This window comes from Actinoplanes sp. NPDC051343 (genome assembly GCF_044455125.1).
GTDB lineage: Bacteria > Actinomycetota > Actinomycetes > Mycobacteriales > Micromonosporaceae > Actinoplanes.
In genome coordinates this window covers 127,833-148,524 of the sequence record NZ_JBITEL010000004.1, presented here as the reverse complement: position 1 = coordinate 148,524, position 20,692 = coordinate 127,833, and the positions used below count along the sequence as shown (strand labels likewise).

Here is a 20,692-nt window from a genome sequence, read left to right as displayed (position 1 = left end):
CTTCACCATCCGGGCGGGGCGAACACAGAGTTACCTATTACTCCCCATCGTCGTCCGGTCGCGCCCCGATTCATCCGATTGCGTGGCGTTCGTGATTGCGGTCGCTACCTGCCGCACCCGGGATATCGCTCTCGGTCAATCAAAAATCACGGATCCGCATCAAGATCCTTAGGCGTCGATGAGGAGTTCCGCAAACCGTCCTTACTGGCTAATGTCGGGCCCTGTTGCACGTGGCTACGGCCCCGTGTCGACGACGTGGGGAGGCGTCGTCGCAGGCCCCGGCAGGCACCACGCCGGCGGCCTCCGCCTGCCTTCCCGCGGTCCCTTGTCCCCCTCCCCCAGGAGAAGGCGTGAAATTCAAGTCCCCACTGCACCGCACGGCGACCGTCCTCGCCGGCGCGGTGATCGGCCTGACGGGAGTTGTGGCGATCGCCGGCCCCGCGAGCGCACACAACGCCACCGTCAAAGGCGTCGCCAGCTGCCAGGACGGCAAGAGCCTTGTCACCTGGGAGCTGCGTAACGACTGGCCGGGTGACGCCACGATCTCGGACCTGCAGCTTCCGAAGGGCGACGCGCCCCAGCCGGTGGAAGACGGCATCCCCGCGCTCGCGAACGGCAGCGTCATCACCAAGTCGAAGGGCTACAGCCAGGACGACGCCACGGTGGTGCACTACACCCAGGTCGTCGACCAGGCGGACAGCGTGACCCTGTCGTTCACGGCCACCTGGGCCGACGGCACCGTCGACTCGAGCTCGAAGTCGGACGACAACACGGCGACAGTTCCGCTCACCCATGGCTGCACGCCGCCGCCGGCCAAGTGCGTCGACTCGGACCACCTCGACCAGCTGGGCCTCGAGGGCCGCCTCACCCACACGTTCCAGGTGGACAAGGACAGCGCCACGACGGTCGTCGACCTGCACGACGTCAAACTCTGCGACGACGTCCAGATCCCGGTCACCTCGGTCTCGTACTACGCGCCGAAGCCCGAGTTCTCGGTGCCGCAGTACCTGTTCGACCAGCCCAAGAGCGGCGTACTGACCCAGACCAACCGCGAGGTGACGCTGACGGTCAAGACCCCGCCGTGCTTCACCCAGGTCGACACCTTCTTCGGTACCGAGAAGGACGTCATCCCGACCATCACCAAGAACGGCCCGCTGTACGGCGACCGGAAGCTGGGCTCGGACACGGGCATCGGCAGCCGCTCGAAGGGCCCGCACGCCTGGTACAACGGCGGCGACCGGTCCTGCGTCACCCCGGCCGGCACCTCCGTCCCGAGCTGTGACGGCACCCAGATGATCAATCTGTCGAACAGCGGCAAGTACGACGAGACCTTCACTGTGAAGTACGGCGACCAGGTCAAGACCGTCACCGTCGCGGGCGGCAAGGGCGAGTCGGTGAACGTCCCGGCCGGTGCCGGCGCCGTCACGGTCAGCGCCGAGGGCATGGACACCAAGACCTTCACCTGGAAGGCGCCGGCGGACTGCGCCACACCGGCCGTGTCGATCGCCAACACCTGCAAGGAGGTCACGATCACCGTGACCAACCCCAAGGGTGTCACCCCGGCCGTCGCCAAGGTCACCTACGGCAAGCAGACCAAGGAACTGACCGTCGCGCCCGGCTCGTCGGAGAAGGCCACGTTCGCGGCCGGCACCGCCAAGGTCGCCACCGTCGACGTCAACGGGCTCAAGACGATCAAGGCGGCCCTCAAGTCGCTCGTCTGCACCGTGCCGGTCGGCAACAACAGCGGCGGCGGCAGCCTGCCGATCACCGGTACCGCGGGCACCAGCATCGCCGCGGGCGCGATCGTGCTGCTGCTCGCCGGTAGCGCGTTCTTCTTCGTCGCCCGGCGCCGTAAGGTTCGCTTCACCGCCTGATAAGTAATGCCTGCCAGAGGGCGCACCGGCTTCGGCTGGTGCGCCCTTTTTCGTTGTCCCGCAAGGGATTTGACCCCTTGATCAGCATGTACGGATGGTGGCCAGGGACTCACTGATCTCGATCGAACCAGCACTCTCAGCGTCGATACGTTGACGTTTCGTTGATGGAAGATCACGGATCTGCAACGAGCTCCTTAAGCGGCCCTGAGGGACTTCCCAGATTCTTATTTATCGCTAAGGTCGCCTCTGTTGCACGTGGTTACGGCCCCGTGTCGACGGCGTGGGGAGCGTCGTCGCAGGCCCAGAAAGTAGTGACAGTGGGCCTCCTTTCTTCCTCGTTGAACTTTGTCCCCCCTCCGCAGGAGAAGGCGTGAAACTGTCGATCAAGAAGCTTCGTCACGGCGCGACCGTCGTTGGCGGTACGTTCCTCGGCCTTGGCATCGCGGCGGCCATGGCCACGCCCGCCCTGGCGTGTAACTCCGAGATCACCGGTAAGGCGTCCTGCGTGGCCGCCGACGGCACGTGGTCGGTGACCTGGTCGGTGACCAGTGACCTGAGCAACGTGTCCGGCAAGGTGCTCAGCATTCAGAAGTCGCCGACCGACGCCCCGCTGACCGGGCTCGACGACGCGGTCATCCCGGCCAAGGGCCACGGCGTTCTGCGCGGCGTCGAGACGCTGAAGGCGACCGACACCACGGCCAGCATCCAGATCACGGCGTCGTACGACTACAACGGCGACAAGCACGTGATCCCCAAGAACAGCCCGTGGATCAACAAGCCCACCAAGCAGTGCCACAACCACACCACCCCGCCGACCACGGCCCCGACGACGGCGCCCACCACCGCGCCGACGACGGCTCCGACTACCGCGCCGACCACCGCGCCGACGGCCACGCCGACCCAGAGCGCGCCGGAGACCGAGCCGGAGTTCGTCTACGACGAGACCTGCACCACGCTCACCGTGGGCCTCGAGGTGCCGAAGTCGTGGAGCAAGACCGAGACCGCGATCTTCACCCCGAACAAGGGCGCGGCCCAGTCCGTGACCGTCAAGCCCGGTGAGACCAAGACCGTCGACTTCAAGGCCTTCAAGGGCCTGACGATCAAGGCCACCGCGAAGGGTTACGAGGACCAGAAGCCGGTCTCGCTGACCTACCAGGCGCCGAAGGACTGTGCCTCCTCCTCCACCCCGGCTGCCACGCCGAGCACCAGCAAGGCCGCTCTGGCGATCACCGGTTCTTCCTCCACCCCGATCGCGGGCGGCGCCGTGGCGCTGGTCCTGCTCGGTGGCGGCGCCTTCTTCCTGGCCCGCCGGCGGAAGATGAAGTTCACCGCCTGATAAGAACTGCGAAGTAAAGGGCGCGTCGGCTCCGGCCGGCGCGCCCTTTCTTGTTGTGTCGTGTCTAGAAGCTGGGCGGCGAAAACGAGCCGTCGGCCTCCGGCGGATAGTCGTAGGTGGCGACGACCGCGTCGACCGGCAGAGCGCTGTACAGATGCGGGAACAGACGGCCGTCGGGCGTCGGGGGATCCCCCTGCTCCCAGGTGATCGCGACCGGCAGGCGCGACTCGTCGATCTCCAGGAGCAGCAGGTCGGTGCGCCCCCGGAAGAGAAGCGTCGCCGGCAGGTGCACCTGCTCCGGGGTGGAGCAGTGGATGTAGCCCTGGGACGCGAGCGTGTCGCCCTCGTAGGTGCCCACGGCCTGTGCGGCCGCCCAGGCCTCCCGCGGGCAGATGTGCAGGATCAACCCTTCTCCAGATATTCGGCGCGCTCCTCGTCGACCAGCGCGGCAACGGAAGCGGCCAAGGCGGGATGTTTCCGCAGATCGGGGTCGTCGCCGACCAGAGCGGACGCCTCGGCTCGCGCGTCGGTGATCAGCTTGGCGTCGCGGAGCAGCGACAGCAACCGTAGGTGGGAGTGGCGGCCGGACTGCGACGCGCCCAGCACATCGCCCTCGCGGCGCTGCTCCAGGTCGATCTCGGAGAGCTTGAAGCCGTCGGTCGTCGAGGCCACGGCGTCGAGCCGCTCGCGGGCCGCGGTGCCCTCGACCGACTCGGTGACCAGCAGGCAGATGCCGGCCGCGCTGCCCCGGCCGACCCGGCCCCGCAACTGGTGCAGCTGGGAGACCCCGAACCGGTCGGCATCCATGATGATCATGACGGTGGCGTTGGGCACGTCGACGCCGACCTCGATCACCGTGGTGGCTACCAGCACGTCGAGGTCGCCGGCGGCGAAGCGGCGCATCACCGCGTCCTTCTCGTCGGCCGGCAGCTTGCCGTGCAGTACGGCGATGCGCAGCCCGTGCAGCGGGCCCTCGGCCAGCAACGGCGCAACCTCGGTGACGGCCAGGGGCGGGCGCCGGGCCGGTTCGTTGTCCGACGGTGGTTCCTCGTCGTCGTCACTGGCAGATCCGTCGCCGATCCGCGGGCACACGACGTACGCCTGATGGCCGGCCCTGACCTCCTCGCGCAACCGCCGCCAGGCCCGGTCGAGAAACGCCGGTTTCTCCGGCGGCACGACGTGCGAGGCGATCGGCGAACGGCCGCGCGGGAGCTGCGACAACGTCGAGGTCTCGAGATCGCCGTAGACGGTCATGGCGACCGTACGCGGGATCGGGGTCGCGGTCATCACCAGCACGTGCGGAGGCCGGGCCGCCTTGGCCCGCAAGGCATCGCGCTGCTCGACGCCGAACCGGTGCTGCTCGTCCACCACCACCAGCCCGAGATCCTTGAAGTCGACGCCCTCGTAAAGCAGTGCGTGCGTGCCCACGACGATGCCGGCGGTGCCGTCGGCGACCTTGGCCAGGGCGGCCCGCCGGGCGGCCGCGCCGAGCGACCCGGTGACCAGGGTGAGCTGCGTGCCGGACGGGTCACCGTCGATCTCCCCCGCTCGGCCGAGCGCACCCAACTGGGCACTGATGCTGCGGAAGTGTTGCGTGGCAAGCACTTCGGTCGGGGCGAGCAGAGCCGCCTGCCCTCCGGCGTCGACCACCTGGAGCATGGCACGCACCGAGACCAGCGTCTTGCCGGAGCCGACCTCGCCCTGCAGCAGGCGGTGCATCGGATGCGCCCTGGCCAGATCTTCGGCGATCTCCTCGCCGACCTGCTGCTGCCCCTCGGTCAGCTGATAGGGCAGGCTCGCGTCGAACTTCGCCCGGATCCCGGCCTCGGTGCGCGGCCGGGCGGTGCCGGGCGCGGCCGACGCCCGCGCCTTTCGCTGTACGAGTGTGAGCTGCACGGCGAACGCCTCGTCCCACTTGAGACGGTATTTCGCCGAGTAGAGAGCCTCCTGCGAGCTCGGCCGGTGGATCTCGCGGAGTGCGGTGCCGATGCCGACCAGGTTGCGGCCGGCCCGGACCGCGGCCGGAAGCGGATCGTCCGGCGGTTGGAAGGTGTCGAGGAGGGTGCGCACACACTTGGCGATCACCCAGGTCGGCACCGCCTGCGCGGCCGGATAGACCGGGATGATCGCACCGGCGAACTCCTCGATCTCCTGCTCCGCCTCGTCCTGCGTGGCGTCGGCGTCGAGCAGCTGATAAGCCGGGCCGTTGAGCTGCCGCTTGCCCCGGAAGTCGGTGACCTTGCCGGCGAACAGGCCCCAGCGACCCCGTCGCAGCTCCCTCTCCCGCCACGCCTGGTTGAAGAAGGTGCACGTCAGCGTCGCACCCGAACCGTCGCCGATGGTGATCTCGAGCATGTTGCCCTTACGGGCGCGCATCGGCTTGACGCTCACCGACTGCACCTGGGCCAGCAGCGTGACCTGCTCACCGATCTGCAGCCGGTGCAGGTCGGTGTGCTCGCCGCGCTCGTCGTACCGCCGGGGGAAGTGGTAGATCAGGTCGCCCGCGGTGTGCAGGTCGAGATGCGTCGCCAGGGCCTTGGCGGTCTTGTCACCCAGGACCGTCTTCAGCGGGGTGTCGACGGTCGTCATTCCACTCCTACCAGAAGGTGGTAGCGGGGCTGGCCACCCGCATAACTCTGCAGCTCGACAAACGGCCAGGTCTGCGTGACGTGCCCGCGGAGCACCTCGTCGAGCCGGTCCGGCGCGTCGGCGCCGAGCACCAGGGTGGTCAGCTCGCCGCCACCCCCGAGCATCCGGTCGAGCAGCCGCCGGCTGACGTCCTCCAGGTCGGTACCGATCACGTGCACCTCGCCGTCGACCAGGCCGAGCAGGTCACCCTCCTGGCACGGCCCGGCGACCGTGAAGGCGGCCCGCTGGGCGGTGCAGACCTCGCCGTACCGGCAGGCGCCGGCCGCCTCGGCCATGGCGATGACGTCGTCGGCGAACGCCCGGCTGCCGTCGCGTACGGCCAGCGCGGCCAGAGCCTGTACCGGCGAACGCGTGGGTACGACGCTCACCCGCAGACCGGACCGCTCGGCCTCCCGGGCGGCGGCGGTGGCGACGGCGTGCGTGGCGGCGTCGTTGGGCAGCAGCACGACCGACCGGGCGTCGGTGGCGGTGACCGCGGCCAGCATCTCGGCGGTCGACGGGTTACGCCCGACGACGACCGCGCCCTCGGCCTCGAAAAGCGCGGTCAGACCGTCGCCGGCCGCGACCACGACGGCGCCGCGCTGGTCGGCCGCGCCGGCCGCATCCTCCTCGGCGATGCGCTCGTCGAGCGGGCTCACCTTGATCTGATAAGGCCGCCCGGCCGCGATGCCGGCCTCGACCGCGGGACCAATGCTTTCGGCCGGGACATGAACGTGCACGTTCCAGGTCGGCGGATCACCGTCGCCGGTGCCGACGACGACCAGCGAATCGCCCAGCGCGTCGAGGGCCGGGCGCAGCCGGCCGACGGCGTCGTCGGTGGCATCGAGCAGATATTGCACCTCATAGCCGAACTCACCCTCGCCACGGTCGGCCCGCGAGTCGGCTTCGCCCCCGTGGAAGGCCCGGGCGGCGCGCTGGGTCAACGACTCGCCGGGGCTGGCCCGAAGGCAACCCGGCTCAAGGGCCGCGGCCGGTGCGGAGTCGCGGCGGCCGACGGCCCCCACCACGGCGAGGTCGCCGGCTTCAACCAGGGCGGGGTCGCCGGTGTCGACGGCCTCGGCGGGGTCGCGCGGGCCGAGGGCCTCGACCAGGGCGTCGAGGAGGAGGCAGAGGCCTCGGCCGCCGGCGTCGACCACGCCGGCGCGGGCCAGGGCCGGGAGTTGCTGCGGGGTGCGGGCCAGAGCCTCGCGGGCAGAAACGGCAGCCGCCCGGGCGACGGCCAGGAGGTCGTCGGACTTGATGCGGCCGGCGCCCTCGGCGGCGGCGGCCACCACGGAGAGAACGGTGCCCTCGACCGGGCGGGCCACCGCGCCGTAGGCGGCCTCGGTGGCGGTGCGCAGCGCCCGTGCCAGCTCGCCGCCGCGGACGGCGACCGAGGTGGCGAAGGTGTCGGCCATGCCGCGCAGGATCTGCGAGACGATCACGCCCGAGTTGCCGCGGGCACCGAGCAGGGCGCCGCGGGCCATCCGGCGCATCGCCCGGCCCAGCGTGGTGGTGGGCACCTCCGCCGGGTCGACCACATCACCGGTCAGTACCTCCCCGGCCCGCGCCTCGGCGTGCTCGGCGAGGTAGCGGTCGAGGGCCTCCTGGGCGGCGGCGAGGGTGAGGACCAGGTTGGTGCCGGTGTCGCCGTCGGGGACGGGGTAGACGTTCAGCTCGTCGATCTCGTGCTGGTGGGCACGGAGCGCCTCCAGCCCGCCACCGCACCAGCGGTGGACGGCCGCGGCGTCCAGGGTCTGCAACACGGGAAAATCGTACTGACCGCCACTGACATTCTCTCGCGGCCGCACCTGAGCGGGGGCGATTGGCTGTCGCGGCGGCGCATCGGGTAACCTTGCCGGGTTGCCTGTGCGGTCACCGCTGGGCGCCTTCGAATTTTGGCAAGCTCGAGTCTGTCCGAGGCTCAGTCGATTACCCCAGGAGTATTCCGTGGCTAGCGTGTGCGACGTCTGTGGCAAGGGACCGGGCTTCGGCCACAACGTGTCCCACTCGCACCGGCGGACCAACCGCCGCTGGAACCCCAACATCCAGTCGGTGCGCACCCCGGCCGGTGGTGGCACCACCAAGAAGCTCCAGGTCTGCACCTCGTGCATCAAGGCCGGCAAGGTCGTCCGCGCCTAATCGGGTTTCGTCCATCCAGCCCTTCTGGCCCCGTCCGGGCCGAAGGGCTGGATGTGTTTCCGTCTCCGTTCAGAGCACCTTCGCGAACGACAGCACGCCCTCGTGCCCGGCGTAGTAGCCGAAGTCGTCGATGCGGGTGTAGCCGGCCGACTCGTACAGGCTGACGGCCTCCGGCTGGCGGTCGCCGGTCTCCAGGATCACTCGCTTGCAGCCCGCTTCCCGGGCCGACTCCTCGATCGTGGTCAGCATGCGGCGGCCCAGCCCGCGACCGCGGGCGGCGGAAGCGGTGAACATCCGCTTCAACTCGGCGTCGTCGCCGTGGCGCCGCCAGCCCGCGCACCCGACGAGCACGTCCGGCTCGGTGTAGGCGACGAAGAACGCCCCGGCGGGCGCCACGAAATCGGCCGGGTCCACCGGGGTGTCGTCGCCGGAGCCGCCGTACCGGCCTGACAATTCGGCCATTACGTCCACCAGCAGGGCCACGACGGGCGGCTCGTCGTACCGGGCCGGCCTGATCTTGATCTCTTGCACGGGCCAACGATAAATCAGCGGAAGTGGTCCCAGCCGGTCCCGCCCGTCCACGGCTTGCGGTCGACGGTCACACCGGTGCCCTCGTGCACCGAGCCGATCCGCTGCCAGCCTTCCGGCAACGTCACGCCGGGCGGGAACGTCGCGACGAGCGCGTGGTCATCGCCTCCGGCGAGGAGCCAGACGTACGGGTCGACGCCGAGTGCCGCCGCCGCGTCCCGCATCGGTGCCGGTACGTCGAACCCGTCGGTGTGGATGTCGACGCCGACCACACTGGCCGTCGCGATGTGGCCCACATCCTGGAGCAGGCCGTCCGAGACGTCGATCATCGAGGTGGCGCCGTGCCGGGCCGCGATCGGTCCCTGCGCGTAGGGCACCGAGGGGCGCCGGTAGGCCTCGACGAGCAGTTTCGGGGTGCGGAACCCGCGGGACAGCACCGTGTACCCGGCCGCGGCGAAGCCGACCCGGCCGGCGAGGGCTATCACGTCTCCGGGCTGGGCTCCCCCGCGTACGACCGGGTTCTGGTTTTGCAGGTCACCCAGGGCCGTGACCGAAACGGTGAGCGTGGGGCTCGCCGACATGTCGCCGCCGACCACGCTCGCCTCGACCAGCGCGGCCTCGGCCGACAGGCCGTCGGCCAGTTCCTCGGCCCAGGCCGGGTCGAGGTCGGGGGGCACGCAGAGGGCGACCAGCAACGCGGTCGGTTTCGCGCCCATCGCCGCGATGTCGGCCAGATTGGCCGCCGCGGCCCGGTGTCCGATGTCGGCGGCTGCCGACCAGTCGCGGCGGAAGTGACGGCCTTCGACGAGTACGTCGGTGGAGGCCACGACCCGCCCATCGGGGGCCGCGATCACCGCACCGTCGTCCCCCGGCCCGAGTAACGTGGCCGGTCCGGCGTCGAGCCGTGCGACGATCCGGGCGATGAGCCCGAACTCCCCGGTCTCGGCAATGCTCACGTGCGGGCCTCTCGTTCCTGGTGGCGTCCCGCTGCCGGACGGATTCGTACGGTAGTTTCACGTTCTAGTCGGCGGCGGATTGGAGTCGGATCGTGGTCCAGGCATACATCCTCATCCAAACTGAGGTCGGAAGGGCTCATGACGTGGCCGCCGCGATCGGCAAAATACCGGGTGTCGTCCGCGTCGACGCCGTCACCGGCCCGTACGACGTGGTCGTGCTCGCCGAGTCGCACACCGTCGATGATCTGGGCAGCCTCATTGTGAGCAAAGTCCAGTACGTTCCGGGCATCATGCGGACGCTCACCTGCTCCGTGGTAAACCTCTGAGCATGGTCGACCTCGAGACCCCGCCCCCGAAAGCGCCCGACAACTCCACGCGGACCGCCGCTTTGACGGCGGCCGCGTTCGCGTTGCCGATCGCGCTGATCGCCGGGGTCTTGATTTTCTGGAAACTCACGCCCGACGATCAGCCGGCGGCCAGACCCGCGCCGACGTCGTCGGCCGTGCAGCAGGTGCCGTCGACGCCGGTGCCGCTGGCCGCGCCGAAGCTGTCGGCGCACGACGCCCAGGCCTGTCTGGCGCTCACCTCGCAACTGCCCGGTCAGGTCCGTAATCTGCCGGCCCGCAAGGTCAGTGCGGGCCCGGAGCAGAACGGGGCGTACGGCGACCCGGCGATCACCGTGCAGTGCGGCGTCACCCAGCCGCCGATGTGCGAGACGATCACGCCCGGGCAGAAGGGCTGCGTGCCGCTCGACGCCGATCTGCTGGTGATGAACGGCGTCTGCTGGTGGGGCGACGACGGCCCGGCGACCAAGCTTTTCACCACGATGGACCGTGAGGTCGCCGTGCAGGTCGGCGTGCCCGCGAGTTACGACCAGCCGGCTCAGTGGGCCAACGAGTTCTCCGACGCCGTCGTCGAGACGATCAAGTCGAAGGCGTCCGCGGTGCCGACCGGCTGCGGTAACTAGTTAGTGCAGGCCCGTGCCGCGGTGCATCGCGGTGCGGACCAGCCGGTCGACGACCTTCGGGTATTCGAGCCCGGTTGCGGCCCACATCTGCGGGAACGCCGAGTTCGGCGTCATGCCCGGCATCGTGTTGATCTCGTTGAGGTAGATCTCGTGCTCGGCGGTGACGAAGAAGTCGACCCGGGCCAGGCCGGCGCAGTCGAGCGCGGTGAAGGTGCGCCGCGCGTACTCCTGGACTTTGCGGGTGACCTCTTCGGGCAGAGGCGCCGGGATCACGTTGTGGGCCTCGCCGAGGTACTTCGCCTCGAAGTCGTACCACTCGTGGTCCGGGGTGCCGACCTCGGCGAGCAGGGACGCCTCGGGGGCGCCGCCGGCCTCGGCCTCGAGCACGCCGCACTCGATCTCACGACCCACGATCGCGGCTTCGACGAGCACCTTGGGGTCGACCTGCCGGGCGGTGGCGACCGCGTCGTCCAGGTCGGCCCAGTCGGTCACCTTGGTGATGCCGTGCGACGAGCCGGCCCGCGACGGCTTCACGAAGACCGGCAGGCCGAGCCGCTCCTTGTCCGCTTCGGACAGCGAGACGCCCGCCCGGAGCACCGCGTAGGGCCCGACCGGGATGCCTTCGACCGCGGCGAGTTTCTTGGTGAATTCCTTGTCCATGGCGGCGGCCGAGGCGAACACGTTGGCACCGACGTACGGAATGCCGGCCATCTCGAGCATGCCCTGGATCGTGCCGTCCTCGCCGAACGCCCCGTGCAGCACCGGGAAGACCACGTCGACCCCGGCGAGCGACGACACGCCCTCGGCCGGATCGCGCACGATCAGGTCGCCGGCGGTCGGGTCGGCGGCCATCACGACCGAGTTTCCGCTGGCCGCGGTCACCTCCGGCAGGTGACGCCCGGCGATCGCGAACTGGGCCGGATCGCCCCCGGCGAGAACCCACCGTCCCTCCCGCGTGATGCCGACCGGGACCACCTCATACTGGTCGGGGTCGAGCGCGGAAAGAATGCTCCCGGCGCTCACGCACGAGATGGCATGTTCGGTGCTTCGACCACCGAACACGATCGCAACGCGGGTCTTCCGAGGGGACGTCACTTTTCCTTGGGCCTCTCGCTAGCGGGCATGCCGGGGGTGACCCTACTCTGCGTGAGCCGCATGCGGGATTACCCGGCCGCCGCCACGGCATAAGGGGACAGGGAGTTCATGACACCGACACTCCACGTGATCGCAGGGCCACTGCCTGGGCAGGGACGGCTGGCGACCATCGCCCATCCGCGCACCGACGCGTGGCCGGCGGATCACCTGACCGGGTTGGCCGAGGCCGGCGTCAACCTGCTGGTTTCGGCGCTGACCGCGGCCGAGCAGCAGCGGCTGGGGTTCACCGGCACGGCGGCCGAGGCGAGCCGGCTGGGCCTGGAGTTCCTGTCTTTTCCGGCTGCCGACGGGACGGCGCCGCGCGAGGAGGCGGCCCGCATGATCGGGCTGTCCGGCCGGTTGGCGGCCAACGTGCGGGCCGGGCGTTTCGTGGCGACGCAGTGCTTCGGCGGGATCGGCCGGTCGACGTTGCTGGCCAGCATGACGCTGGTACTGCTGGGGGTGCCGCCGAGCGACGCCCTGCGGCGGGTGACCGGCGACGCCGAGATGCCGGTGACGCGGGACTGGCTCAACGATTTCGCGGCGCAGCGGGCCCCGGCCTGACTGGCACGAATCGTTGAGGTTCGAATGGGCGCTCCGGCGGTACCACGGAATCATGAAACGACTCCTGCCGATCCTCGCCGTCCCGGCCCTTCTGCTGACCGGTTGCTCGGCCGGAAACAGTACGACCGCGTCACCCCCGTCCGGCGCTACCACCGCCAGCCCGAGCGCCACCTCCGGTCTCGGGCCGCGGGAAAGCAGCGGTACCGACGAAAGCCCGAGCACCGGCACCGGCACCGGGCGCTGCCACTCCGGTGACCTGTCGCTGAAGCTGGGCACCGGCGATGCGGCCGCCGGCACCTACCACACCGACCTGGTGTTCACCGACAAGTCGGACCACAGGTGCACGCTCTACGGCTATCCCGGCGTCTCCTGGGTCACCGGCGACAACGGCACCCAGGTCAACGACCCGTTCGAGCGCGGCTCCGGCACCCGCAACACGATCACGCTGTCGCCCGGCGGGCAGGCCCACGCCGTCCTGGTCACGCACGCGGCACTCAACTTCCCGGCCGACAAGTGCAAGCCGGTCGATGTGCGCGGCTACCGCGTCTATCCGCCCGACGAGACCGCCTCGATCTTCGTAAGTGCCCCCGGCCGGCAATGCTCGGTCAAGGGCACGAATCTCGGCCAGGTCCTCCCGATCGTCAGTGGTCCGGCTCGGACCGGCGATTGACATCGAGCACACCGCGTACCGGGAAAGGCCGCGGAAATCCGCCGGGCCGTCGTGCCGAAACGTCAGGCGGCGAAGGTCTGCGGCAGGACGCCGGTGTCCCACAGGCGGTCGAGGTGGACCAGGAAGCCGGTCAGGCTGCGCTCCAGATCGCGCCGTTCGGCGTCCGGCAGCAGGGCCAGCGGATCGGAGAAGACCAGCCCGTCCGGATGCTTGGAGCGGGTGCCGACGAACTTCTCGCAGGCCCCGCACCAGGCGTAACTGACCAGAGTGGGCCGTCGCGCGGCGGGCGGGCTCGTGACGTACGCCCGCAGGCGCAACCGGCCGCAGGCGGGACAGGCCCGCTCAGCGGGCGCCGCGAAGAAGCTCTCGCCCTGGGTCAGGGCGGCCACCTCGTCGCCCGAGAAACTCGCCCAGCTCATGCCTGATCGAGGGCGGCCGCGAGGTCGGCCATTAGGTCGTCGGTGTCCTCGATGCCGCAGGAGAGACGTACGAAGCCGGGCGAGGTGTCGTCGCCCCACTGGGCCCGGCGGTCGGCCGTCGTGTGTACCCCGCCGAACGACGTCGCCGCGAAGACCAGTTCGGCGGCGGCCAGGAAGCGGGCCACCCGGGCGGCATCGCCGAGGTCGAACGAGACCACTCCGGGGATGCGCCGCATCTGCTCGCTCGCCACCTTGAACGCCGGGTCGGTCGCGAGACCCGGCCAGCGCACGCCCGAAACATCGGACCGCTCGCTCAGCATCGTGGCCAGCGCGGCCGCGTTGTCGCTCTGGCGGCGCAGACGCAGGTCGAGCGTGGCGATCGAGCGGTGGGCCAGCCAGCAGTCGAACGCCCCGGGCACCGAGCCGGTCTGCTTGCGCCACGTCTCGACCTGCTCGTAGAGCCCGCCGTCGTTGGTCGCCACGTAGCCCAGCAGCAGGTCGGAGTGGCCGGTCAGGGCCTTGGTGCCGGAGGCGACGACCAGATCGGCACCGAGCGCCAGCGGGTTCTGCCCGAGCGGGGTGGCGGTGGTGTTGTCGACCGCGACAAGCGCGCCCGCCGCATGGGCGGCCTCGGCCACCGCACGGATGTCGCACACGTCGAGGCCCGGGTTGGCCGGGGACTCCAGCAGCACCAGGCGTACGCCCGTGAAGTCGGGGTACGGCCCGGCGGTCGGCACCTCGATCGCGCCGACGCCCAGGCCGCGAAGCGTGCCCTGGGCGAACGCCCGGACCGTGAAGTAGCCGTCGGACGGCAGCGCGACCGTGTCGCCGGTGCGCAGCACCGAGAGCAGCAACGCCGTGATGGCCGCCTGGCCGCTCGCGAACACCAGCGCCGGGCCGCCCTCGAGCTCGCCGATCGCCTGCTGCAGGGCACGCCGGGTCGGGTGCTCGGTGCGGGCGTAGCCGTTGCCGACCGGGCCCTCGACCGGGTCGAGGTGGTAGGGCGCGGCGAAGACCGGCCCGGGCAGGAACGGCTCGCCCGCCGCGGGCTCGGGAAGCCCCGCGTGTACGACCTTGGTGCCGTCGTTCATTCCGGCTTCATCTCCCGCCCCATCAGCAGTTTGACCGCGATCTGCGGGTCGACGCCCTCGTGGCAGACCCGCTCGACCTGTTCGACGATCGGCATCTCGACGCCGTGCGCCCGGGCCAGGTCGCGGATCGACAGGCAGCTCTTGACACCCTCGGCGGTCTGCCGGGTCGCCGTCTGGGCCTGCTCGAGGCTCTCGCCGCGGCCCAGATGCTCGCCGAACGTGCGGTTGCGGGCCAGCGGCGACGAGCACGAGGCGACCAGGTCGCCGAGCCCGGCCAGGCCGGCGAAGGTCAGCGGGTCGGCGCCGAGGGCCACCCCGAGCCGGGCCGTCTCGGCCAGCCCGCGGGTGATCAGCGAGGCCCGGGTGTTGTCGCCCATGCCCATGGCGGCGGCCATGCCGTACGCCAGGGCGATCACGTTCTTGACCGCGCCGCCGAGCTCGCAGCCGATCACGTCGTCGCTGGTGTACGGCCGGAAGTAGGGCAGCGCGAGGGCGTGCTGCACCAGCTTGGCCCGGCCCTCGTCGTGGCAGGCGACCACGGTGGCGGTCGGCTGGCCCGCGGCGATCTCGGGAGCCAGGTTGGGGCCGGAGACGATCACCACGCGGTCCGGCTCGACGCCGGCCGTCTCGACGATGACCTCGCTCATCCGCTTGGTCGTGCCGAGCTCGATGCCCTTCATCAGCGAGATGATCGTGGCGTCGGGGCCGAACGAGCCCGCCCATTCGGCCAGGTTGCCCCGCAGCGTCTGGGACGGCACCGCGATCGCCACCAGGTCGGCCCCAGCGGTCGCCGCGGACAGGTCGCCGGTGCCGGTGACCTGCTCGGGCAGGCGTACGCCGGGGAGCGAACCCTCGTTGGTGCGCCGCCCGGCGATCTCGTCGGCCACCGCGGCGCGCCGGGCCCACATCGTCACGTCGGCGCCGGCTTCACCCAGCAGCTTGGCGAACGCGGTGCCCCAGGCACCGGAACCGATCACGGCCGCCTTCATGCCCCGCTCCTGTCGGCCCGGGCCGGTGGCTCGTAGAGGGGCGGGGGTTCCTCGCCGCGCAGCCCCGCGACCAGGTCTCGAATGTCCAGCATGATCGCCTCGGTCATCTCGTCGAGCACCGCCTTGGTCGGTGGCGCGCCCGCCCACCGGCTCAGGTCGACCGGCGGCCCGGCGGCCACGCTGACCGGAACCCGCATGCCGAGCTTCAGCTTCTTGGTGCGGGCGTCGAAGATCTTGTAGGACCCCCAGTTGCCGACCGGGATCACCGGTGCGCCGGTGGCCAGGGCCAGCCGGGCCGCGCCGGTCTTGCCGCGCATCGGCCACAGGTCGGGCTCCTTGGTCGTGGTGCCCTCGGGGTAGATCACCACCACGCCGCTCTGTTGGACGGCGTCGACCAGCACGTCGAGCGACTTCACCGCCTCAACACTGCCGCGTTCGACCGGGATCTGCTTGACGTTGCTGAGGAATGCCCCGAGCAGCGGGATGTCCCACAGGCTGGCCTTGGCCAGGAACCGGGGCCAGCGGTCGGCCTTGTAGATGAAGTGGGCGACGACCAGCGGGTCGAACTGCGAGGCGTGATTGGGGACGAGGATCACACCGCCGGTGGCCGGGATATTGTCCTGACCGGTCCAGGTGGGCCTGGTCCAGACCCGCAGGACCGGCAGAACCACCATGGCCGCGAAACGCTGCCAGAACCCGAGTCCGCGCTGCGCCACGGCGCCTCCCGCCCCCTGATCGCGGCGTGTCCCCGCCGCGTTGTCCGCACCTGGGACGAAATCATGCCTGTTCGCGGCCCGTGGGACCAGGCAGGGGTCTCCGGCGTATCCGCTGGCACACTGGCGAGGTGGCACTCGACTGGACGGCGGTGATCCCCGTCAAGCGGCTCACCGCGGCGAAGAGCAGGCTGCGCGGGGCGGTCCCCGCTCATCGGCACGCCGACCTCGCGCTGGCCATGGTCCGCGACACCGCGACCGCCGTGCTCGGCAGCGATGCGGTCGGCGAACTGGTGGTGGTGACCGATGACCCGGTGGTGCGCGAGGCGCTGACCGGTCTCGGCGCGCGGGTGGTGCCGGACCGGCCGGGCGCCGATCTGAACGGGGCGATGCGGTACGGCGCCGACGAGGTGGCCGGCCTGTCCCGTCATCGGGCGGTGCTGGCCGGCGATCTGCCGGCCCTGCGCCCGGCCCACCTCGACGCGGCTCTGCGGTTCGCCGCCGAGCGACGCAGCTTCGTCGCCGACGCGGCCGGCACCGGCACGGTTCTGCTGGCCGTCCCGCCCGGGCAGGAGCTCGACCCGCGGTTCGGCATCGGCTCGGCGACCGCACACGAGCGGTCCGGCGCCCGCCCGCTGACCGGCGACTGGCCGGGCCTGCGGCAGGACGTCGACACCCCGGCCGACCTCGCCACGGTGATCGCTCTCGGGGCCGGACGGCACACCTGTGAGCTGCTCCGTGACCTCGGACTCACGCCGGACTGCGTGCCGGCGGCATGACAGCGGTAGCGTCGGGGGCATGCAGGGCACTGTCTCGACCTTCGATCCCGACACCCGCAGCGGCACGCTGTTGCTCGACGACGGAAGCGAGCTGGCGTTCGGCGCCGACGCCTTCGACCGTTCCGGGTTGCGGCAGCTCCGGCTGGGCCAACGTCTGTCGATCGAATCCGGGCCGGATTCCGAGGTCCACAGGGTGGGAATCCCGGGGATCCGCTGAGTTGATCATCGCTCAGTTCGTTTCCCCTTCGACGCCGAGCAGCAATGATGGTCAGATGCAGACCTCGCCTCGGACCCCCGAAACCCGTCGGCGTGGCCCCAACGGCCGCTTCCTCCCCTCGAGCGAGCCTTTGATCGCGGAAGACGCCCCTGCCCCCACCAAGCCGGTCGAAACTGTGCCGGCCGACCTCGTGCCGGCCCAGCCGGGGCCCAGCTTCGATGAGATGAGGGAGCACGTCATGACCGAGGAACCCGAGGCCGGCCTGGAAATGCCGGAGGACCGCTTCCTCAACCGCGAGCTCTCCTGGCTCGACTTCAACGCCCGGGTGCTGGCCCTGGCCGAAGACCCGGAGACCCCGCTGCTCGAGCGGGCCAAGTTCCTGGCCATCTTCGCCGGCAACCTGGACGAGTTCTACATGGTGCGGGTGGCCGGGCTGAAACGACGGCTGAGCGCCGGGCTGCCGATGCGCGGCGGCGATCGCGTGTCGCTGCGCGGCCAGCTCGAGATGATCACCGAGCGGGCGGCCGACCTGGTCACCAGGCACGCCGCCTGCTTCACCGACGAGGTCCGGCCCAAGCTGTCGGCCGAGGGCATCGAGCTGGTCCGCTGGGGCGAACTCGACGCGCCCGAGCGCGAACGGCTGCGCACCTACTTCCGCGAACAGGTCTTCCCGGTGCTGACCCCGCTGGCGGTCGACCCGGCCCACCCGTTCCCCTACATCTCGAGCCGCTCGCTCAACCTGGCGGTGGCGCTGCGCGACCCGGAGGGCGCCGGCACCGAGTTGTTCGCCCGCATCAAGGTGCCCAACAACGTGCCGCGGTTCGTGACCGTGCAGAACGACTCGCGCGGCGTCCGCTTCCTGCCCGTCGAGGAACTCATCGCGGTCCACCTCGACCAGCTCTTCTCGGGCATGCAGATCCTCGAGTGGCACCTGTTCCGGGTGACCCGCAACGCCGAGCTCGAGGTCGACGAGGACCGCGACGAAGACCTGCTGCAGGCCCTCGAACGCGAGCTGGCGCAGCGGCGGTTCGGGCCGCCGGTACGCCTCGAGGTCGCCGCCTCGATCAGCGACCACGTTCTCGACCTGCTGGTGCGCGAGCTCGACATGCACAGCGAGGACGTTCTGCGGGTGCCCGGCCTGCTCGACCTGTCGGCCCTCTGGCAGGTCTTCAGTGAGTGCGACCGCGACGACCTCAAGGACCGTCCATTCGTGCCGGCCACCCACCCGCAGCTGGCCGACGGCGAGGTCCCGCGCAGCGTCTTCAACCGGCTGCGCGAGAGCGACATCCTGGTCCACCACCCGTACCACTCGTTCTCGACCAGCGTGCAGCGGTTCATCGAGCAGGCCGCGGCCGACCCGCAGGTACTGGCGATCAAGCAGACGCTCTACCGCACCTCGGGCGACTCGCCGATCGTCGACGCCCTGGTCGACGCGGCCGCCGCCGGCAAGCAGGTGGTGGTGCTGGTCGAGGTGAAGGCCCGGTTCGACGAGGTGGCAAACATCGCCTGGGCGCGCACGCTCGAGCGGGCCGGCTGCCACGTCGTGTACGGCCTGGTCGGTCTCAAGACCCACTGCAAGACCGCGCTGGTGGTGCGCCAGGAGGGCAATCAGATCCGGCGCTACTGCCACATCGGCACCGGCAACTACCACCCCAAGACGGCCCGGCTCTACGAGGACTTCGGCATGCTGACCGCCGACCCCGAGGTGGGCGCCGACGTCACCGACCTGTTCAACGTGCTCACCGGATACAGCCGGCAGCGTTCGTTCCGCCGGCTGCTGGTGGCACCGCACGGTGTGCGCTCCGGCCTCATCGAGCGGATCGAGGAGCAGGCCCGCATCGCCCGCGAGGGCGGACCGGGTCTGGTGCAGTTCAAGGTCAATTCGCTGGTCGACGAGGAGTCGATCGACGCGCTCTACCGTGCCTCGCAGGACGGGGTCAAGGTCGACCTGGTCATCCGGGGCATGTGCGCGCTGCGCCCCGGGGTGCCCGGCCTGTCGGACAACATCCGGGTGCGCTCGATCGTCGGCCGCTTCCTGGAGCACTCGCGGGTCTTCCGGTTCGGTGTCGGCGACGACGCCGAATACTGGATCGGCTCGGCCGACCTGATGCACCGCAACCTCGACCGCCGGGTCGAGGCGCTGGTGCGGGTCACCATGCCGTCGGCCCGCGACGACCTGCGCCAGATGCTCGAACTCTCGATGGACGAGAACACCGAGGGCTGGGACCTCAGCGGCGACGGCAACTGGCACCGGCGTCCCGGCGACCCGACCGATCCGCACACCCACCTGCAGGAAGCGCTGCTGCGCCGCACGATCGGCCGGACATCCTGATGACCGATGCCGTTCTCGCGGCCGGTGGGGTGCTCTACCGCCGGTCCGGTGACAAGGTCGAGGTGTGCCTGGTGCACCGGCCGCGCTACGACGACTGGAGCCTGCCCAAGGGCACGCTGGACAAGGGCGAGCACCCGCTGGCCGCCGCGGTCCGCGAGGTCACCGAGGAGACCGGCGTCGCCGGCCGGCCCCAGTTGCTGCTCCCCCAGGTGCGCTACACGCTGCCCAGCGGCCGCCTCAAGACCGTCGACTTCTGGCTCATGGAGGCCCCGGACGACGCCCGGCTCGACCCCCAGGACACCAAGGAGGTCGACGGCGCGGTCTGGCTGCCGGCCGCCGAGGCGGCCACGCGATTGACGTACGCCGATGAGCTCCCGCTGGTCGAGGCGCTCGCCGCGATGCCGGCCGTGACCACGGTGGTCGGACTGGTGCGACACGCGCACGCCGGCGACCGCAAGAAATGGAGCGGCAACGACTCGCTGCGCCCGATCGACGAGCGCGGGCAGGCCGAGGCCGCACTGATCGGCCGGCTCTATGCGCTGTTCGCGCCGAAGCGGCTGTACGCCGCGAACCCGCTGCGGTGCAAACAGACCCTCGAGCCGCTGGCCGCCGCCCTCGGCGACCAGCCGATCGTGGTCGACGGCGCGTTCGCCGAACCGGCCGACGCCGACGACGCCCCGGCCAAGGCCAAGGTCGCCCTGCAGCGGCTGCTCGAACTCGCGCCCGGCCCGACACCGGTGATCTGCAGTCAGGGCAAGGTGATCCCGTTCCTGCTGGCCGCGTTGCACAACGAGGACGACCACACGCCCTACAAGACCCCCAAGGGCGGCGGCTGGGTGCTCACCTGGGCCGGCGACCGCCTGCTGGGCTTGTCGCGGATCTGATCGGCTTCGGTCGTTCCCGGTCGGCGCGCCAAAAGCCCAGTTGGTCGCCGGTCAGCCAGCGGGCCCGCCACAGCTCGTCCTCGCGGGGTTCCCAGTCCCGATAGGGCAGCAGGGCGACCCGCCAGCAGAGCACGCACGTGACGTACCAGCCGTAGATGGGTATCAGTCCCAGCCAGGCGTCGCGGGGGCGGTAGGAGCCGTGCGGGGCGAGAAGGCGTACGGCGACGGCGTTTCCGGCGCACGTGACCAGCCAGTCGAGCAGTCCCCAGCCGGTCCGGTCCTCGGCCAGGTCGCCGAGCGTCCACGCCGGCACGACCGCGGTCGCGAACAGCAGTACGGCCAGGACAGCTCGGGCGACCAGGCCGCGCGGCAACGATCCGCTTCCCATGTCCGGAAACTAGGGCGCGCGCGGCCACGCAGCGCCCGTTTCCGGGCCGGAACACACGAAAGGCGTCCACCGGTGACGGTG

General features: G+C 70.7%; 22 protein-coding genes. 11 read left to right on the top strand and 11 right to left on the bottom strand.

Annotated features, from left to right (window positions below; translation table 11 throughout):
- Positions 1 to 350 precede the first annotated feature (350 nt).
- Positions 351 to 1,874, top strand: a complete 1,524-nt coding sequence (locus tag ACIA5C_RS14775) for an LPXTG cell wall anchor domain-containing protein (protein WP_396054612.1) — start codon at positions 351 to 353, stop codon at positions 1,872 to 1,874.
- A 370-nt stretch (positions 1,875 to 2,244) separates the two neighbouring features.
- Positions 2,245 to 3,210, top strand: coding sequence for an LAETG motif-containing sortase-dependent surface protein (locus tag ACIA5C_RS14770; RefSeq protein ID WP_396054610.1), 966 nt, complete (start codon positions 2,245 to 2,247; stop codon positions 3,208 to 3,210).
- Positions 3,211 to 3,274: 64 nt separating this feature from the next.
- Here the strand turns inward: ACIA5C_RS14770 and ACIA5C_RS14765 are convergent, their stop codons facing one another.
- Genes ACIA5C_RS14765 through ACIA5C_RS14755 form a run of 3 tightly spaced genes read right to left on the bottom strand, consistent with a single transcriptional unit; the run spans position 3,275 to position 7,604 of the window.
- The gene (locus tag ACIA5C_RS14765; RefSeq protein ID WP_396054608.1) at positions 3,275 to 3,616 is read right to left on the bottom strand and encodes a DUF952 domain-containing protein; all 342 of its coding nucleotides are present in this window, start codon (positions 3,614 to 3,616) and stop codon (positions 3,275 to 3,277) included.
- Positions 3,613 to 5,799: an ATP-dependent DNA helicase RecG gene (recG, locus tag ACIA5C_RS14760; RefSeq protein WP_396054606.1), complete on the bottom strand. Its 2,187-nt coding sequence runs from the start codon at positions 5,797 to 5,799 to the stop codon at positions 3,613 to 3,615. Before recG ends, ACIA5C_RS14765 begins: the two co-directional genes overlap by 4 nt.
- Complete coding sequence (locus tag ACIA5C_RS14755) at positions 5,796 to 7,604, bottom strand: DAK2 domain-containing protein (protein ID WP_396054604.1); 1,809 nt, start codon at positions 7,602 to 7,604, stop codon at positions 5,796 to 5,798. Before ACIA5C_RS14755 ends, recG begins: the two co-directional genes overlap by 4 nt.
- A gap of 184 nt (positions 7,605 to 7,788) precedes the next feature.
- Here ACIA5C_RS14755 and rpmB point away from each other — a divergent pair, with 184 nt between their 5' ends.
- Entirely contained in the window at positions 7,789 to 7,980 is a 192-nt protein-coding gene (gene rpmB, locus ACIA5C_RS14750) for a 50S ribosomal protein L28 (RefSeq protein ID WP_030436140.1), read from the top strand.
- A 69-nt stretch (positions 7,981 to 8,049) separates the two neighbouring features.
- Here rpmB and ACIA5C_RS14745 read toward each other — a convergent pair whose 3' ends face one another.
- Together ACIA5C_RS14745 and ACIA5C_RS14740 are read right to left on the bottom strand one after the other, a co-directional pair.
- Complete coding sequence (locus tag ACIA5C_RS14745; RefSeq protein ID WP_396054602.1) at positions 8,050 to 8,511, bottom strand: GNAT family N-acetyltransferase; 462 nt, start codon at positions 8,509 to 8,511, stop codon at positions 8,050 to 8,052.
- 14 nt (positions 8,512 to 8,525) lie between these two features.
- A complete protein-coding gene (locus tag ACIA5C_RS14740; protein WP_396054600.1) occupies positions 8,526 to 9,464 on the bottom strand; it encodes a thiamine-phosphate kinase in 939 nt (312 codons plus the stop codon).
- A gap of 92 nt (positions 9,465 to 9,556) precedes the next feature.
- Here ACIA5C_RS14740 and ACIA5C_RS14735 point away from each other — a divergent pair, with 92 nt between their 5' ends.
- Together ACIA5C_RS14735 and ACIA5C_RS14730 are read left to right on the top strand one after the other, a co-directional pair.
- A complete protein-coding gene (locus tag ACIA5C_RS14735; RefSeq protein WP_364107299.1) occupies positions 9,557 to 9,790 on the top strand; it encodes an Lrp/AsnC ligand binding domain-containing protein in 234 nt (77 codons plus the stop codon).
- A gap of 2 nt (positions 9,791 to 9,792) precedes the next feature.
- Positions 9,793 to 10,431 carry a DUF3515 domain-containing protein gene (locus ACIA5C_RS14730; RefSeq protein ID WP_396054598.1) on the top strand — a complete coding sequence of 213 codons (639 nt, stop codon included), beginning with the start codon at positions 9,793 to 9,795 and terminating at the stop codon, positions 10,429 to 10,431.
- Here ACIA5C_RS14730 and ACIA5C_RS14725 read toward each other — a convergent pair whose 3' ends face one another.
- Positions 10,432 to 11,526: a D-alanine--D-alanine ligase family protein gene (locus tag ACIA5C_RS14725; protein WP_396054596.1), complete on the bottom strand. Its 1,095-nt coding sequence runs from the start codon at positions 11,524 to 11,526 to the stop codon at positions 10,432 to 10,434.
- A 108-nt stretch (positions 11,527 to 11,634) separates the two neighbouring features.
- On the opposite strand from ACIA5C_RS14725, the gene ACIA5C_RS14720 reads away from it, so the two are divergent.
- Positions 11,635 to 12,129 carry a hypothetical protein gene (locus tag ACIA5C_RS14720; RefSeq protein ID WP_396054594.1) on the top strand — a complete coding sequence of 165 codons (495 nt, stop codon included), beginning with the start codon at positions 11,635 to 11,637 and terminating at the stop codon, positions 12,127 to 12,129.
- Between the two features lie 52 nt (positions 12,130 to 12,181).
- On the top strand, positions 12,182 to 12,799 hold the full coding sequence (locus ACIA5C_RS14715) for a DUF4232 domain-containing protein (protein WP_396054592.1): 618 nt from the start codon (positions 12,182 to 12,184) through the stop codon (positions 12,797 to 12,799).
- A 62-nt stretch (positions 12,800 to 12,861) separates the two neighbouring features.
- Here ACIA5C_RS14715 and ACIA5C_RS14710 read toward each other — a convergent pair whose 3' ends face one another.
- From ACIA5C_RS14710 to ACIA5C_RS14695, 4 genes are read right to left on the bottom strand one after another with little or no spacing between them, the layout of a single operon-like run.
- Positions 12,862 to 13,218 (bottom strand): hypothetical protein, encoded by a 357-nt coding sequence (locus tag ACIA5C_RS14710; RefSeq protein WP_396054590.1) that lies wholly within the window; start codon positions 13,216 to 13,218, stop codon positions 12,862 to 12,864.
- The gene (locus tag ACIA5C_RS14705; RefSeq protein WP_396054588.1) at positions 13,215 to 14,309 is read right to left on the bottom strand and encodes a cystathionine gamma-lyase; all 1,095 of its coding nucleotides are present in this window, start codon (positions 14,307 to 14,309) and stop codon (positions 13,215 to 13,217) included. The genes ACIA5C_RS14710 and ACIA5C_RS14705 overlap by 4 nt, the downstream gene beginning before the upstream one ends.
- Positions 14,306 to 15,298, bottom strand: coding sequence for an NAD(P)H-dependent glycerol-3-phosphate dehydrogenase (locus tag ACIA5C_RS14700; RefSeq protein ID WP_396054586.1), 993 nt, complete (start codon positions 15,296 to 15,298; stop codon positions 14,306 to 14,308). Before ACIA5C_RS14700 ends, ACIA5C_RS14705 begins: the two co-directional genes overlap by 4 nt.
- Complete coding sequence (locus ACIA5C_RS14695) at positions 15,295 to 16,014, bottom strand: lysophospholipid acyltransferase family protein (RefSeq protein ID WP_396054584.1); 720 nt, start codon at positions 16,012 to 16,014, stop codon at positions 15,295 to 15,297. Before ACIA5C_RS14695 ends, ACIA5C_RS14700 begins: the two co-directional genes overlap by 4 nt.
- Positions 16,015 to 16,142: 128 nt before the next feature.
- Here ACIA5C_RS14695 and cofC point away from each other — a divergent pair, with 128 nt between their 5' ends.
- From cofC to ACIA5C_RS14675, 4 genes are read left to right on the top strand one after another with little or no spacing between them, the layout of a single operon-like run.
- Complete coding sequence (gene cofC, locus ACIA5C_RS14690) at positions 16,143 to 16,790, top strand: 2-phospho-L-lactate guanylyltransferase (protein WP_396054582.1); 648 nt, start codon at positions 16,143 to 16,145, stop codon at positions 16,788 to 16,790.
- A 19-nt stretch (positions 16,791 to 16,809) separates the two neighbouring features.
- Positions 16,810 to 17,007: a cold-shock protein gene (locus ACIA5C_RS14685; RefSeq protein WP_396054580.1), complete on the top strand. Its 198-nt coding sequence runs from the start codon at positions 16,810 to 16,812 to the stop codon at positions 17,005 to 17,007.
- Positions 17,008 to 17,062: 55 nt separating this feature from the next.
- The gene (locus ACIA5C_RS14680; protein ID WP_396054578.1) at positions 17,063 to 19,339 is read left to right on the top strand and encodes an RNA degradosome polyphosphate kinase; all 2,277 of its coding nucleotides are present in this window, start codon (positions 17,063 to 17,065) and stop codon (positions 19,337 to 19,339) included.
- A complete protein-coding gene (locus ACIA5C_RS14675; protein ID WP_396054576.1) occupies positions 19,339 to 20,223 on the top strand; it encodes an NUDIX domain-containing protein in 885 nt (294 codons plus the stop codon). Before ACIA5C_RS14680 ends, ACIA5C_RS14675 begins: the two co-directional genes overlap by 1 nt.
- Here ACIA5C_RS14675 and ACIA5C_RS14670 read toward each other — a convergent pair.
- Positions 20,180 to 20,611 carry a hypothetical protein gene (locus ACIA5C_RS14670; RefSeq protein ID WP_396054574.1) on the bottom strand — a complete coding sequence of 144 codons (432 nt, stop codon included), beginning with the start codon at positions 20,609 to 20,611 and terminating at the stop codon, positions 20,180 to 20,182. The genes ACIA5C_RS14675 and ACIA5C_RS14670 overlap by 44 nt on opposite strands.
- Positions 20,612 to 20,692 lie beyond the last annotated feature (81 nt).